Annotated in this window: 10 protein-coding genes; 6 read left to right on the top strand and 4 right to left on the bottom strand. The window is 49.9% G+C overall.

Annotation, left to right across the window (positions count from 1 at the left end):
• Nucleotide 1 precedes the first annotated feature (1 nt).
• Nucleotides 2-1,531, bottom strand: coding sequence for a PfkB family carbohydrate kinase (locus FMR86_RS08470; RefSeq protein ID WP_163350662.1), 1,530 nt, complete (start codon nt 1,529-1,531; stop codon nt 2-4).
• A 4-nt stretch (nt 1,532-1,535) separates the two neighbouring features.
• Nucleotides 1,536-2,411 carry an N-acetylneuraminate synthase family protein gene (locus tag FMR86_RS08465; protein WP_163350661.1) on the bottom strand — a complete coding sequence of 292 codons (876 nt, stop codon included), beginning with the start codon at nt 2,409-2,411 and terminating at the stop codon, nt 1,536-1,538.
• 192 nt (nt 2,412-2,603) lie between these two features.
• Between FMR86_RS08465 and FMR86_RS08460 the strand changes: the two genes are divergently transcribed.
• The 3 genes from FMR86_RS08460 to FMR86_RS08450 are packed head-to-tail and all read left to right on the top strand — an operon-like array spanning nt 2,604 to nt 7,021.
• The gene (locus FMR86_RS08460; protein WP_163350660.1) at nt 2,604-3,758 is read left to right on the top strand and encodes a glycosyltransferase family 4 protein; all 1,155 of its coding nucleotides are present in this window, start codon (nt 2,604-2,606) and stop codon (nt 3,756-3,758) included.
• A 39-nt stretch (nt 3,759-3,797) separates the two neighbouring features.
• A complete protein-coding gene (locus FMR86_RS08455) occupies nt 3,798-6,326 on the top strand; it encodes a glycosyltransferase (protein WP_163350659.1) in 2,529 nt (842 codons plus the stop codon).
• Nucleotides 6,327-6,364: 38 nt separating this feature from the next.
• Entirely contained in the window at nt 6,365-7,021 is a 657-nt protein-coding gene (locus FMR86_RS08450) for an FkbM family methyltransferase (RefSeq protein WP_163350658.1), read from the top strand.
• Nucleotides 7,022-7,084: 63 nt separating this feature from the next.
• On the opposite strand, the gene FMR86_RS08445 is transcribed toward FMR86_RS08450, so the two are convergent.
• On the bottom strand, nt 7,085-8,599 hold the full coding sequence (locus FMR86_RS08445; protein WP_163350657.1) for a hypothetical protein: 1,515 nt from the start codon (nt 8,597-8,599) through the stop codon (nt 7,085-7,087).
• 17 nt (nt 8,600-8,616) lie between these two features.
• The gene (locus FMR86_RS08440) at nt 8,617-12,420 is read right to left on the bottom strand and encodes an FkbM family methyltransferase (protein ID WP_163350656.1); all 3,804 of its coding nucleotides are present in this window, start codon (nt 12,418-12,420) and stop codon (nt 8,617-8,619) included.
• 441 nt (nt 12,421-12,861) lie between these two features.
• Here FMR86_RS08440 and gmd point away from each other — a divergent pair, with 441 nt between their 5' ends.
• The 3 genes from gmd to pseC are packed head-to-tail and all read left to right on the top strand — an operon-like array spanning nt 12,862 to nt 16,068.
• Nucleotides 12,862-13,950, top strand: a complete 1,089-nt coding sequence (gene gmd / locus FMR86_RS08435) for a GDP-mannose 4,6-dehydratase (protein WP_163350655.1) — start codon at nt 12,862-12,864, stop codon at nt 13,948-13,950.
• Between the two features lie 15 nt (nt 13,951-13,965).
• The gene (locus FMR86_RS08430) at nt 13,966-14,904 is read left to right on the top strand and encodes a GDP-L-fucose synthase (RefSeq protein WP_163350654.1); all 939 of its coding nucleotides are present in this window, start codon (nt 13,966-13,968) and stop codon (nt 14,902-14,904) included.
• A 12-nt stretch (nt 14,905-14,916) separates the two neighbouring features.
• Complete coding sequence (pseC, locus tag FMR86_RS08425; protein WP_163350653.1) at nt 14,917-16,068, top strand: UDP-4-amino-4,6-dideoxy-N-acetyl-beta-L-altrosamine transaminase; 1,152 nt, start codon at nt 14,917-14,919, stop codon at nt 16,066-16,068.
• The last annotated feature ends 12 nt before the right edge of the window (nt 16,069-16,080 follow it).

Here is a 16,080-nt window from a genome sequence, read left to right as displayed (position 1 = left end):
ATTATTTCATGGTCGCGGTTATGTATTTACGCATGGATTGTTTGTCGATTGCCCGGTCATTGCCCATGATCTGCACGGCCAGTGATCCGGCAATATTGCCCAGAAAACCGACCAGTTCTTCATGCAGCCCCATGCAGGCGGACATGGCCGCAATGGAGAAAAGCGCGTCCCCGGCACCGACCCGGTCCACAACATTGGACTGGAAGGAGGGGATACGCACAAATTCGCTGGCCGGATTGTACAGCGAACAGCCCCGGCTGCCTTGGGTGACCAGACAAATGTTTGCTTTCAGACGGTTTCCGGTCTCGATAAGCAGGGGGCGCAGTTCATTGAGCTGGTCGCGGGTTTCAAGACGCAGTTCGTGTTCGGCCAGCGAGAAAAAGTCCATGCGCGGATATTTGCCGATGGTGTTGAAACCGCGGTTCCCGGCATTGGCCTGTGTATTCACCGCAAGATAGGGGGCCTTTTCTGTCAGCAGTTCCACCAGCGCAGGGCTGATCAATCCGTGCCCGAAATCCGCAGTCAATACCATGTCGTACTCGGAAATAATTTCGTCCAGTCCGGCGCAGATATCCTGTTCCAGACTCTCCGGCAGCGGGCTGTCATCCATGACGTAGATTTCCATGACCTTGTTCAATGAATAGCTGTCAATGAATCTGCGTTTGAGAGTGGTCGGCCCCTTGGGACGGGTGAAAAAATGTGGTTTGATTTTCGGGTCCAGTTTTTCACGGATGAAATCTTCGTACCGCTCGTGTTCACCGAGCATGGTAAGCAGGGTCACTTCCCCTGCAAAATTGGCCACATGGTTGGCCACGGCCAGTGCGCCCCCGGCGTAAAGTTCACGGGACTGGTACTTGAGGGCCAGAATTGGGTCCTTGGAGGATTTTCCGAGAGTGGAAGCGATCTGGTATTCATCAAGGATGGTGTCGCCGACGACCAGAACTTTCAGGTCCTGCATGCGATCCAGATGATCGAGCAGGTCGTCCAACTGGTAGCGTTTGCGAAACATCTTCAGGTATTCGTCCAATTCTTCGCTGTTGCGGTTCAGGTAGCGGTTGATCAGGTTGGAGGAGCTGTAGACAATGTCCGAAGTGAAGACCAGTTCAGCCTCGATCTCACGGACCACATCAGCTTCCTTACCGATCTTGCCCAGCGGGTCGTTGTCGATGTCTTTGAATTCGTCGCCCTTGGCGTAGACATGGGGACGGATGGCCCGCAAAGTCTCCTCGGCAGTGGCCCATTCGTTGATGGCTACATAGTCGGTCTCGCCCAGTGAAGCCAGAGCTTCGGCACGCAGGATTTCAGTGAAGGCCGGGCGGTCCGGGCCTTTGTCTACGTAATGATCAGGGGTCAGGGTAACCATGAGCACATCGCCGTGCTCCTTGGCCTGATTGAAATAGCGGATATGCCCGATATGCAGCAGGTCGAACACGCCGTGGCAGAGTACGATCCGTTTGCCGCTTTCACGCAACTTTTCAGAGATTTCTGCAAGTTCAGAAATAGTTTTTATTTTACCGTCGGCACTGGCCATTTACTTAAGGCTTCCATGTGTTTCTTGTTGATTTTAAGGGTCTTAATCCGTCCTTCGGATCTGCCCGCCATTCCCGGTCCGGCAGTTCTGCCTCCGTAGGGGCTTTGATTCCGTTGCCGTCGGCGTTCACGCCCAGCCGGGTATTGGCGATCATTCTTTCCAGCTGGTGCGGCAGCCAGCAATGCCCGAAATCGTATTCCGGCCCGTTTTCGTCCAGATCGAGATGCAGTTCAACTGTCTGGGCATCGTATTTATGCACTGCCCGCTGGACCACACCTTCGCTTACAGTATGATCAGACCAGCCTATTTTGCATTTGAATTCCCTGCGCATGGTTTCTATGGCCGCGAGATTGGCCTGCTCCACCGGGGCCGGATAGCCGGATACGCAGTGCAGCAGGGTCAGGTCTGCGCAGCCTGCCTTGCGCAGGGTCTCCACAGCCGCCCCTATCTCATTCATATCGGCCATTCCGGTGGAAAGCACTACAGGCTTGCCGCTGGCAGCGCAGGATTCAAGCAGTTCGGTCCAGAGCAGTTCGTAAGAGGCTATTTTGAAAAAGTCCACCTGCGGGGCCAGAATTTTAACTGCATCAAGGTAAAACGGGGTGCATCCGAAGAGTACGTTCTGTTTTCTGCAGCGTTCGGCAATGGGCTGGATGAATGATTCCGGCAGCTCCCAGCGAACCCGGTTGCGGTGGTCTTCGCTGCGCTCCAGAATTTCCGGGGCAAAGAGTTCGTCTATCCTGAACAGCTGGAATTTTACCGCTCCGCAGCCTATGCGCGCGGCGGTATCGATGAATTTGTAACAGCGGCCGAGATCGCAATCATGGTTGCTGGATACCTCGGCTATAAAGAGGGGAGATAAACGATTGTTGCAGCTCAAGATTCACCGCCTTTTTTTAAGGTATAAAAGTAGCTACAAGCTATTTCTCAGGAAAGGACAAGTCAAGATAGAAGTAGAACTACTTTGCAAAGTAATCAGCAATTTACAATCTGTTCTTTGACTTGCTGCTTTCATTTAGATATCTGGTTGACGTAGGCTTCATAAATGCAACTGAAACAACTGGAAAGGGCGATGAAAAAAGTATTGTTGGTTGGTGAATTCTTTTGGCCGTCTTTGGGCGGCATCGAAGTCTTTCTCGGTGATCTGGGGCAGGAATTAATCAAAGCCGGCATGGCTGTTGAAGTTGCTACAACCCGGCGTAAAGAACGGGAATCCCGAAGCTGGCGCGGAATAAAGATCCATGAATTCGATCACTGGAGGCTCCTGAACAACGCCGGTCAGGAAGAACTCACCCGGCTCATAAATCTGATCATGAACGGCAATTATGATTCCGTTGTTATTCTCAGCCATCCGGATGGCTGGAGTATGAATATAATTGCCCAGCCCCAGCCCCGTCCCAAGATGATCTTCATGCCGATCATCAACCTGGCCAATATCGGTACCTGGACCGTTTCCCGGCAACTGCCGCTTACTGTCCAGTGCATCGGTCTGGCCGACCATGTCGTCCGTATTACGGAATCATCATGCGATGCCCAGCTGTTTACCATTGCAGGTGTCGAGTCTAAATTCATCCCGCACGGTATCAGGCAGGAAAATCCGGAAGTTAATTTCAGGGAACATATCGGTCTGGCAGAGGACGTCCCCCTGTTTGTCATGGTCGCAAACTACTGGCCGGTAAAGAACCATATCCCGTTGATCCAGACTGTCAGCAATAATCTGAAAGGGGACTGGCATCTGGCAATTATGGGCAGTCCCCATGTTCAGGGGTATTTTCGGCAAGTGTGCAAGACAGCTGAAGGAGACAAACGTATTACGGTTCTGCCGCGCCAGCCCCGCGAAGTTGCCTCTGCGGCCATCCGCGATGCCGACGGACTGCTGCTTGCCTCTGCCGGGGAAGGGTGTCCGCTGGTTATTTTGCAGGCTATGAGTCACGGCACTCCATGGATTGCCACCCCGGAATGCGGATCGGTACACGAACAGGCCGGTGGTGTTGTCACGCCGCTGAATAATTTCCCGGATATCATGCACAGAATTATCACTAACAAAGTTGTGGCTGAAAAACTGGGCGGTGTAGGCAAGGCGCATTGGGAACGCTCCTTTGCCATGGACCGGGTTGTCAACGGGTTTGTGGATATCATTAACGGGAAAGAGCCGGAGCTGAAATTTGAATACGATCCCGCACTGAAGGCTGTGAATCAAAAAATGGTCCAGGCGTTGCTTAAATAAAATCCAACCTACAATAACCATATTTAAGGGAATACAGATATGTCCGTATCATTGTCTTGGCTGAATGCGGTACGAAACGCAGGGTGGTCCGAAGACCGGCCCCTCAGACTTCATCTGGGTTGCGGGGAGCAGAAGCTTTCAGGATACATTAATATCGATTTTCCGGTTCAGGAACACAATATCCAGCGCAACCCGGCGGCCGATCTTTTTGCAGATCTCCGGTTGATCGATTTCCCGGATGAAAGTGTTGATGAAGTCCGCCTGCATCATGTTTTTGAGCATTTTGACCGTCAAAGCGCACTGGCCCTTCTTGTTCGCTGGCATCGCTGGCTTAAGGTCGGCGGCAGGGTGGTCATTGAAACTCCTGATATGCGCGAATCCGCCATTCAGCTTACATCTACGCTTCCTTTTCAGACACGGCAGGCAATCCTCAGGCATGTTTTCGGCTCCCACGAAGCAGACTGGGCACTGCATCTTGACGGCTGGGATGCGGAAAAATTCCGGCTTACCCTCGAAGCTCTCGGCTTTGCCGTAAACTGCATCGAAGAAAAATGGGACAGACCTCCCTATCTGGCAAATGTCACCGCCGTCGGGGAAAAGCAGAAGACATTCAAGCAGCATCAACTGCTTGTCGCTGCCCGCGAAATTCTTTCATGGTCCCTTGTGGACCAGAGTCCGTGCGAAACCAAGAAGCTCGATTACTGGCATGAGGAATTTGCCAGAAAATTGCATGAATCCGCTCCCCCTGAAGGAATGGAGCCCGTTGCGGAATCCTCCGTTGGTCAGGAGAAGGTGCAAGCTCCGCCCTGCATTGCCGTTATTTTCAGTAAGGACCGGGCCATGCAGCTCGAAGCGGGACTGAGGTCTTTGTTTGACCACTGCACCGACCCGCAGCAGCTTTTGGTGCGGGTGGTTTTTACGACCTCAGAGCAGAAATACGCGGATCAATATGAAGCTCTGACCACTGAATATCCTGAAGTTGAATTCATGCGTGAGCAGGATTTCAGGGAAGATACGCTCAAAGGCTGTTCGGGCGGGGAGCTGATACTCTTTCTGGTGGACGATAATATTTTTGTCCGTGATTTCAGCATCGCGGAAATTAGTGAGGCTTTGTCCACCTACCCGGAATCCATTGGATACTCGCTGCGCCTCGGCAGGAACATCAATTGGCATTATCCCACCGGGACTCCGCAGGAACAGCCTCAGTTTCACAGCGCGGGGCAGGGCATGGTTATGGTGGATTGGCGGAGTTCAAAGGGGTATTTCGGCTATCCTCTTGAGGTTTCAAGTTCCATCTTCCGCACTGATGGGATCCTCCCGCTCCTGCACCAGCTTGCGTTCAGAAATCCCAATGAGCTTGAAGCCGCTTTGGATTCAGCTAAAGGGCTGTTTGTGGAAAAACGTCCGGGTTTGCTCTTCCCTGAAGCGTCTGCAGCATTCTGCAATCCGCTCAACCTTGTGCAGAGCGAATATGATAACAGGTATGCCGATGACGAGCAGACTACCGAAGAACTGGCTGAATTATTCGGGCAGGGCAAGCGCATTGATGTTGCCGCTTTTTACGGATTTCAGCCCACTGGCTGCCATCAGGAAGTCCAGTTTGCCTACGTGGACGGAAACGAACGGGGTGATCATAGTGAAGGAATTGCCCCTTTTATTTCGGTCTGCATTCCGACATACAACAGGGCGGATATGGTCGGTGATGCGATTAAATCCATCCTTGCCCAGTTTTATGATAATCTGGAAATCGTGATTGTGGACGATGGGTCCACAGACGATAGTGAATCAGTCATAAAAGCGTTTAATGACCAACGCATCCGTTACATCCGGCAGGAAAACATGGGGCGTCCCGGAGCACGCAACCGCTGCGTCAAAGAGGCTTCCGGGGATTATATTCTCTGGCTGGATTCGGATGATGCTCTTGTTTCCGGTGTCATCGGTAAATATGTAAAGCTTCTCAACAGGCATCCTGATGTGGAGATAGTCTACGGCGATCTTCTTTCGACAGATGTAAAGCTCAATCCCCTCCAGCTTGAAAAGTATGAGGACTGGTACAAAAGGGGCGGGGAACTGACATCCGCACTGGCCTTTGCCAACGTGCTGCCCAATCCGGGGACGCTGGTGAAAAAAGATTTGTTCCAGCTTTACGGGGATTTTGATTCAATTTTTCATTGCGCGCAGGATTATGAATGGTTTTCCCGTCTGGCGGGCAAGGTCGAGTTTAAGCATGTAGGCAGCAAAGTCTGCCTTTGGCGGCACCATGGATCAGGTCGCGCCACAACCGGCGCGCACATTCATCTGGATGCCCTCATAGTTGAGCGGCTTCTTGAAAGCCACGGTCTACGCGCCCTTTGTCCTGACGTTGGTTGGGGCAAGGTTCCGGAAAATACAGCAGAGGCCGTGGCCCTGACCCGCTTTGCCACCCGTTTTTTTGAACTGAATGCTCCGCACAAGGCCATTGACTGCCTCAAGCAGGCACTCATGCGTTCACCGGGAGCCGAAGTGGAAAAACAGATTTCCCAGATATTGGCTCTTATAGAACAGGTCCAGAAATCCCAAACGCCCTAAAAGCATCTGGTCGATGTAGATCAGGCCAAGGAATAAGCATGAAACATTGTCAATTTACATATCGCGGTCACGAACTGGAAGCGTTTGTTCCGGATCAGGAAATATTTCGGATTGATAGCGTATTTGGTCAGGAAGAATACCGTCTGCCTGTAGTCGCTGAAAATATCCAGAATATATGGGACGTGGGGGCGAATATCGGCCTTACTACTCTTTATTTTAAAATTCTTTTTCCTGATGCTGTGGTGCACAGTTTTGAACCCTGCCCCGGTTCTCTGGAATTGTTGAAGAAAAATACAGCCTCCCTTCAGGGGGTAACGGTTCATGGCTACGGGCTTTCAGATAAGAATACCACGGCCAAACTGCATATCCACAACTCCAATTCCGGGCAGAACTCGATCCATTTCAGCGGAGATGGATATGACGACGAAGTTGACATCGAGCTGAAGCATTCCGGTGAAGTTGCTGAGCAGCTTGGTACTCAGCCCATAGATATTCTTAAGATAGATACAGAGGGGTGTGAAGTGGAAGTTCTGCAGGCACTCGCTCCTTATCTGGGGCAGGTTCGCTATGTCATGCTGGAATCGCACTCCCCGAAGCAGCTCAAGGCTATTTGTGTTATTCTTAAGGGTTTTGACTTGATTGAAGATCTCGCCCACAAACCCGGATTCGGGACATATAAATTCAAGCACAAATAAAACCGTAACTTTTAAGTTTACGATATTTTAACTGCTTCCTGCTTTGACGCCGGAAGCAGTTTTTTATGTGTATATGGGCTTGTATTTCAGAAAATTGCGGAGTTGTTTTTTCCAGAGTTCGTATGTCGCTATTTCGGAATCTGACTTAGTGCTTAGCCAGAGCAGGTCTTCAGCTGCCTGCAATAGCTTTAAGGTCGGCACATCCACCTTCTTCACGCCTGTGGCCGTAACGTTATACAGATGGGGGGGGCTGTTCTGTTTTTCAGATTTTGTCTCAATCCGACCGAATCCCATATGGCTGAGTGTTACGTGGAAGCGTTCGGGGAACCACAGGTCAAGATGGCAGGTCCCGGTTTCAGTCTGGATACCGGCAAGATGTCTGAGTGCTGTCATTTTATCTTTGAATGACGCAGTGGAGAGCAGGGTTTTGGCACTGCCGGCAAGGTCGGGGGTTTCAATGTAGATGGTCCCGCCGGATTTAAGCCAGCGGTGGCAACGGATCAGAAAGCCCAGAGCTTCAACTCGGTTGAACCTTTCAAAAATATTATTCAGCCGGATTTCATCAAGAGTGTTGTCCGGAAAACGCAGTTCCTTTATGTTCGCGTATACGTCCGCCTTTGTACTCTTCGCTGAATCTCGGTCAGTTGCATGGCCGACATTGACATAACCATCTAGATTGTTTTCCGCGCAGCCCAGATGCAGATGCATGGGTTTACCCGGAACATACAGGCTTGCCTGATGCAGGCGAAAAAGAGCATCTTCGCCTTTTTCAATATTCGGAACCCCGTTAATTTCATTGCCGGATTTTTTATACTCTCCCTGAGGCAGAAGTGTGTCCGAAACATGGCCATTGGGCAGCAGTCTTCTAACTCCGTTTTGCAGGGGGTAGTATCTGGAGGTCCAGATTTTACGGTAAGTGGCTATGTCGGCGTCAGCCAGTTCGTTGCTGGATTGTTTCAGCTGGTCCAGCACATTGTCATGAAGGACCTTTGCTTCAAGACAGGGAATTATCCGGTAGCCGGATTCCAGAACGCGCAGGCAGATATCGCCGTCGGCGCAATAAAACTTGTACTCATCGGAAAAGCCGCCCAGAGATTTGCATAGCGGCGTGCTCAAAAATCCGTAATTGACAAGAACCTGATCTCCGAGGGTCAGGTCAACTCCATATTCAGACCATGGCGGGGTGGCAGCCACTGCGTTGCGGTAAGCCATCGCAACTCCGCCTGCCAGTCCTTCGCATTCGTTCAGGGCGTTCAGCGCATGTGCAATTGAATTTTTGCGGAAAACAATATCATCGGATGCATACATGAACCATGGAGCAGTAGCTTTTTGAAGCAGGAACTGCATCATTGCAGGCCATGTGGGACGTCCGGGAGGGAAATGGTCCGCCTGATCAAATACTGTAACCTGCGGGAAGCGTTGCTGCAGAAGTTCCGCCTTGTCGCCCGGTTCGGCATAAAGGATCAAAGCCTCCCAAGGGATGCCGACCGTATTGACCTCGACGGACTCAAGCATGCGTACCAGCAGTTCATAACGGTCTTTTGTGGGCAGGAGGAGAGAAATATATGGAGTAGACATATCAAGATTACCTTGTGTTATTTATACCAGACCTGCTGTATCGACTTCAGAAAATTATCAGTCAAAATTTCAGGAGGAAAGTCAGTTATATCTATCGGTTTGCGTTGAGCATGTCCGCGCCAGAACCTGATGATTGCTTTGCGGTAAACTTCGTCAAATTTTGCCGCCATATCTTCAATTCTGAAGCGTTCCAAAACACCCTTTCTGGCTTCGAGGGCAAATTGTTTTCTCAGTTCCGGCTGTCTTATTAAGGCAGTGGCGGCTTTAACAAGTGCACGGACATCTTTTACCGGAGTAACAAAACCGTCTACGCCCTGACGAACAAGGTTCGGAACCCCGCCTGTGGCAAAAGAGACAACCGGGAGTCCGCAGGACAGGGCTTCGATCACAACAAGGGGACAGGTATCTGCAAGAGGAGTATACAGGTATAAATCCAAAGCGGAATAAAGTCGGGCCAGCGTTGCTTCGTCGGAGATATGCGGAATGTTGACAATGTTCTTGTCCTTGACTCTGCCGCCTTCCTTGCAGCCGATATTGATAAAATACAAATCAGGGAAAACGGTTTGCAGTTCTTCAAGGGCCTGCAAAGTGAAATGGCCGCCTTTCCACTGGTTGGTAAGACTTCCGCCGTGGGCCACAGCCCCTACCAGAATTCCTTTTTCCGGAAGACCGAACTCTTTACGGGCTGCGTCTTTGTCGTGAGGCTGGAAAATTTCCGTATCAACACCGTTGTATATCAGCTCAATCTGATGTCCGGCTAGGATGCTGTTCTCAACCTTGTCTTTCATCCATTGGCTGGGGCAAACAATTACAAGATTGGAATTATCGTAAATCTGTTTCTTGTTGCGCCATAATCTCGCAGTGCTGTCCACATGAAGGGCCGGTTCGATGGATAAACCCGGGCAGTCTCCGCATCCGTGCATCCATTTTTCGCATTCAAATGCATGCGCGCAATGGCCGGTGAATGATTGCATGTCTCGCAGCGTCCAGACGATCGGGCGGAAATTGGAAAGCAGGGCAACACTGTATGGGTTGAAGTAGTGCCCGTGCAGATTCTGCACATTTATTACATCGGCTTTTTTTACAAGATGGTGTGAGACCAGCTTGTGGCTGCCCTGAAATTCATAAAATTGAAGCCCTTCAGCCGAACATTTTGCCGCCATGGACAAATCCGGCTCGGGATGAAAGGCATGAACTCCCGGGAGATTGCTAAGCTTGTTGCCCACAAGAATATCAGCCCGGTGGCCTTTTTGGCGTTGAATATCAGCTAAACGGCATGTTGATTTAGCTGCCCCGCCTGCAACATCATGGGTGTTGATATAAAGCAGCCGCAATCCTTTGTTCGGATCTTCAGCGGATTTAATACGTTTTTGGGCATCAAGTTTTATAAAAAGATTTTCCTGCCGACCATTCATGGTCGCCTGATCATGCGGAACAGGATCGTTTTCCATCCAATCTGCAAAAATGTTTCCATCCCAGTTGCGGACAACCCTTCGGGGTAGAGCCTGCATGTCCACATTTTCTGAAAGGTCACTCTGGGTAACAGCTACCGCCGCTTTAAAACCTTCAGTTTTGAGGATCCCCCGTGTCTCTGCGTTGAAGCTGTCTTTGCTTCCGTACGGATAAGCAAACAGGTCCACTTTTTTACCGGTAATTGATTCCAGCAGCAGTTTTGAGCCTTTTATTTCAGCTCGCTGAAGAGATGGCGGCATTGTCGCCAGATTGGCATGACTCATGGCGTGGGCTCCGATCTCAATATACGGAGACTCAGCCAGCTTTTGAAGTTCCTCTTCCGACAGAATCGGACGCATCAGATGTTCGTCATCAGATATTCCGGCCCAGAGACATAGCTCATCCAATACAGAATTGATTGTAGACGGAGGAGACTGGCGTAACAGCGTGCGGATATCGTCATGGGCTTTTATTCTGGAGGCTGGTGAATCCAAATGCCAGCTGCGCTCAAGGGGAGTGAGTTCAAGTTTGTCAGGAAGATCAAGCCCTGACAGAAAAATATATTCAACTTTATCCCCCCAGAATCCTCCCTGTGCGCCAAGGTTTCCGGTGCAGACAAAAACAGTCGCATGGATTTGATGCTTTTCCAGCAGAGGAAGAGCCTGTAGCAGATTGTCGGCATATCCGTCATCAAAGGTAATGGCTACGCAATTCTCCAGCGGTGCGCCTGATTCAATTGAATCGACCAATTCCGTCAGAGGCAGGACTTTTCTATTGGCGGCCAGATAAGCCAGCTGTCGGTCAAAATTTTCCGGTTCAACACAGAGCAGCTGCGCATCAATCTCATCCGTATCAACCCGGTGGTACATAAGTATTCTCGGGTCTGCTTTTTGAACTTTTATTGAGTCGGGAGCCCGTGATGAATCCTCTAGGCGAGCTTTGCCTTTTACGGCAATTCCGGTCACCAGCACCTGATAGTCATTGTCCTCTTTGTCGAGCAGCCAATCCGGAAAATATTCCGCAGGCATACCGTCAAGGTAGGCTTTTGCAGCAGAGAGGTTGCCGTATGCTTTCACCCTGACCTCGCCGTCGCTGAAAAGCTTTTCCAGCAGCATGTGGAGGCATTTGTCAGTGAAGCGCCAGTATTCTCCCCAGCGGTCCATATCGTAGCGTGAAATCTGTCCAAGCCCGGTGGCTGTGAGGATAAGAGCTCCGCCCTTCTTTAAGGCTCGGTAGCAATTCTCCAGCACGGACTGGTAATCGGCGATGCATTGGATGGTCTGGGTCAGGATAATACAATCGAAAGCATTTTCAGGTATATTTTCGCCTGTTTCCAGATTTCCTACAATCGTTGCATTTGAGGTGGGTTGGACGTGGAGAATGTCGCTTTGGGTCACTCCGCTGCCAAACTGCATTGTATATGTGTTCTCGGCAATCTCCAAAGCCCTGCCGTGAATCAGGGGGGTGCAGGACTTGAGAAAAGCGTTGATATAATATCGGCAGACGGAGGTCCCCAGATCGAGACCGAAGGACCGACTTATAGGTTCATGCCGGAGTACGTCGCCTACGCCTTTGTAAGTGTTTTTTGCTGTGCCGGCGTCATCCAGCCGGACTCCCTTGACCAGTTGATAAAATCTAGTCGTGGCAGATAGATTCATGGGCGGTTTGGTCGCCGGGTTGGTCATGGAATCAAAATCATGCATCGCATATCTGAAGCCGGAGCTGTCAAGCAGAGCCAGAATGTTATGCAATGATTGTCCTAATTCGGGAAACCCATGATATTCCATGATAATTTCTTTGACATTTCGGAGTAGGTTCCCAGCTTCTTTTAGTACTCCCCATTCAGCTCCTTCGATATTTAATTTTAAAATATCTACGTGGGTTTTGAGATAGGGGCTGAGTTTTACCACCTTAACGACTGTGTTTGTTTCAGTCGCAAATAGGTTGCTTCCGTCATTAGGGGTGCTGCTAAAGGCCAGTTCTCCGTCAGATTCATAAAGGCCTGCCGGAACCACCTGTACATCTTTAAAACCATTGGAGAACAGGTTTTTCATGAGCAGTTTCAAGTTGTTCTCATCAGGCTCAAATGCAATAATATTTGCTTTTGGGTATTTCAGTTTTGCATAAAGGGAGAACAGGCCAATGTGGGAGCCTCCGTCAATGACTACTGGTGAGTCTTTGTCGCTGCTGAAATCATATATTCGTTGGATGAAGATGTCTTTTATTGCAATGTGTAACGCCAGCAGGTCATGGCAGAAGATGTTCAGATTATAAAATTTAACGTGCCAGTCTCCGTATCTTTTTCGGGAGCCTATGCGTTTTAATTCTTCAAGATTGTTTTCATCAACAACAATAGTTTGGTTTGACATTGCCATATCTCCACCATGCCTTTCCCAAAGCAGATTAGTTTTGACTGATTTAAAAAAGCATTTTTGCGTCTAAGTTTAATTATGAAGAAATAGGTGAACTATCGAGGCGTAAAATGGTACATTTTAGATTTGGTTCCTCTGAAATGTCCTGAACAAGGGCAAAAATAATTATAATCAGGCATACATAGTATGGAATAGCTATTATCTTAAATTCTGTCGATTGGGCAAGGGGAAAAGCATTCTTTATGATGCTGTGTCTATGTGCATACTATGCTCATATTTATCATTTTTTGACTGTTATGGAGTCTAATTGCTTCCGTTGTCGTGCTCTTCCTGTTTTGACATGTTTCTACCATAGTTGCGACTGCAACCTATTGCTGGTATTGAAAAATTTGAATAGATTACCATTCAGCAACAACGCTCACCGGAAGGATAAATCATATGAGGAAAAAAGCATTAATCACAGGTGTTACCGGGCAGGATGGCGCATATCTCGTCCGGCTGCTTCTAGAAAAGGGATATGAAGTTCACGGCATCAAGCGCAGGGCTTCACTGTTCAACACCGCGCGTATTGATGACATCTATGAAGGTCCTCACGTTGAGGATAAGCGTTTTTTTCTTCATTACGGAGATCTCTCAGATGCTTCAAACCTGATCCGTATTGTTCAGCAGGTTCGTCCTGACGAGGTGTACAACCTGGCGGCGCAGAGTCATGTGGCCGTCTCCTTTGAGTGCCCTGAGTATACAGCTGATGTCACCGCGCTGGGAACCCTGCGGTTGCTTGAAGCCATCAGGATTACCGGGCTGGAAAAGAAAACCAAATTTTATCAGGCCTCCACTTCCGAACTTTTCGGTAAGGTTCAGGAAACCCCGCAGACCGAAAACACTCCGTTTTATCCCCGCTCCCCCTATGCCGTGGCCAAGCTCTACTCATACTGGATTTGCGTGAACTACCGTGAAGCCTACGATATGTTTACCTGCAACGGTATCCTCTTTAATCATGAATCTCCGGTTCGCGGTGAGACTTTTGTAACCAGAAAGATCACCAGAGAGCTTTGCCGGATCAAGCTCGGTCTCAGCGACTGTTTGTATCTCGGAAATATGAATGCATTGCGCGATTGGGGACATGCCAAGGATTACGTGGAGATGCAGTGGTTGATGCTGCAGCGGGATACCCCCAAGGATTACGTTATCGCAACGGGCGAGCAGCATTCTGTGCGTGAATTTGTAGAGATTGCGGCAAAGGAACTGGGCATGGAAATTGAATGGAAAGGAGAAAGGGAAAACGAGGTCGGTTATGATAAGGCGACCGGTAAAAAGATCGTCGGTGTCGATCCCAGATATTATCGCCCCACCGAAGTTGAGACCCTGCTCGGTGATCCCGCCAAGGCAAGGGAAGAGCTGGGCTGGGTTCCCAAAATAACATTCCGTGAACTGGTCAAAGAGATGGTTCAGGAAGACCTTACTATCGCACAGCGGGAAGAGTTGTGTGTTCGCAGCGGTTTTGAAATTCATCAACCTCAAGAATAGGGCATTGCAGATCAGATGAAACCTGATTCCTTAATTTATGTTGCCGGACATCGCGGGCTTGTGGGGTCCGCACTGATCCGCAGGCTTGAAAAGCAGGGCTATGGCAATTTTCTGACCAGAACTTCCAAAGAGCTTGATTTGCGCGATCAGGCTCAGGTGGAACAGTTCTTTAAGGATAACAAGCCCGAGTATGTTTTTCTGGCTGCGGCAAAGGTGGGCGGAATTTTAGCCAATGCCACTTATCCGGCTGATTTTCTGCGCGACAACTTATTGATTCAGACAAATGTAATTGATGCCGCGTATCGGCATGATGCTGAAAAACTTCTTTTTCTGGGCTCTTCCTGCATCTACCCGAAATTAGCCCCGCAGCCCATGACCGAGGACTGCCTGCTTTCCGGGCCGTTGGAACCGACAAATGAGTGGTACGCCATTGCCAAAATTTCCGGCTTGAAGATGTGCGCGGCCTATAAACGTCAATACGGATTCAACGCCATAAGCGTTATGCCGACGAACCTGTACGGCCCCAATGACAATTATGATCTTGAGAATTCACATGTGGTGCCTGCGTTGATGCGTAAATGCCATGAAGCCAAAGAGGCCGGTGAATCATTTCTGGAGGTCTGGGGGACAGGTGCGCCGCGGCGTGAGTTCTTATATGTTGATGACATGGCAGACGCCTGTATCCACCTGATGAATAATTATGATGGAGAGCAATGGGTAAATATCGGTGTAGGGGAAGATGTCACTATCCGGGAGCTGGCGGAGATAATCAGTGATGTGGTCGGTTTTGAAGGAACATTAAGTTTCAATACAGACAAACCGGACGGAACTCCGCAGAAGCTGCTTGATGTGGGTAAGCTTCATTCTACAGGCTGGCGAAGCAAAATCGGTTTGCGTGAGGGAGTGGCTGACACTTATGAATGGTATAAAGAATTCCGTACCCAAAACGGATAAATAGGTCCGCTTGTGGCAGATTGCAAAAAGATTCCCTACGGTCGTCAGTCCATTGATGAGCAGGACCTTAAAGCCGTTGCAGATGCTCTGAACTCCGGCTGGCTGACTACCGGACCCAGGGTGGCTGAATTCGAGCGGGCTGTGGCGGATATGTCCGGTGTTGCTCATGGTGTGGCGGTAAACAGCGGAACTGCGGCCCTGCATGCGGCCATGTACGCCTTTGACGTGCAAAAAGGGGACGAGGTCATAGTTCCACCCATGACTTTTGCGGCTTCTGCCAACTGCGTGGCCTATATGGGAGCTGCCCCGGTTTTTGCCGATGTCGACCCACGGACTCTGCTTATCGATCCCGCAGAAGTTGAAAAGAAAATTTCTTCCAGAACCAAAGGCATCATCGCTGTTGATTATGCGGGACAGCCCTGTGACTACAGTGCCTTACGCGAAATAGCGGACAGGCACGGACTTTTCCTTGCCGCGGACGGTTGCCATTCCATCGGCGCATCCCTTAACGGCAAATGCGTAGGATCACTGGCCGATATCACCACTTACAGCTTTCATCCGGTAAAGCACATGACCACCGGGGAAGGGGGCATGGCTGTGACCGGTAATGCTGATTACGACAAGCGCATGCGCGTCTTTCGTAATCACGGCATTACTGCCGACTTCAGGCAGCGTGACGGCTGGTTCTACGAAATGCAGGATCTGGGTTTCAACTACCGGATCACTGATTTTCAGTGTGCTTTGGGCTTGAGCCAGCTTTCACGGCTCCCGGAATGGATTGAGCGAAGACGTGAAATTGCGGCCATGTACGACAAGAAATTCGCAGCGATGGAAGCCTTAAGCCCTCTCGGCAGACAGGCCGGGGCTGAGCATGCCTACCACCTCTACGTTATTAACCTGCAAGGTGAAAAGCGCAGTGAAAAACGTAAGCTGCTTTTTGACTTCCTGCGCGAACACGGACTTGGCGTACAGGTTCATTACATACCCGTTCATCTGCACCCGTACTACAAAGATAATTTCGGCACCCATGAAGGCATGTGTCCTGTTGCGGAGAGTGCGTATGAAGGTATTCTCTCCCTGCCCATGTTTCCGTTAATGGAAGATGGCGATGTGGCTTATGTGGTCAAAACAGTTGAAGCAGCCTTGGCAGAAAACTCAGCATAGCCGCCTCTCAAA

The sequence above is a fragment of the Desulfovibrio sp. JC010 genome, assembly GCF_010470675.1.
Classification (GTDB): domain Bacteria; phylum Desulfobacterota; class Desulfovibrionia; order Desulfovibrionales; family Desulfovibrionaceae; genus Maridesulfovibrio.
Note: the sequence above shows the minus strand (reverse complement) of the source record. Positions and strands in the feature narration are given on the sequence as shown.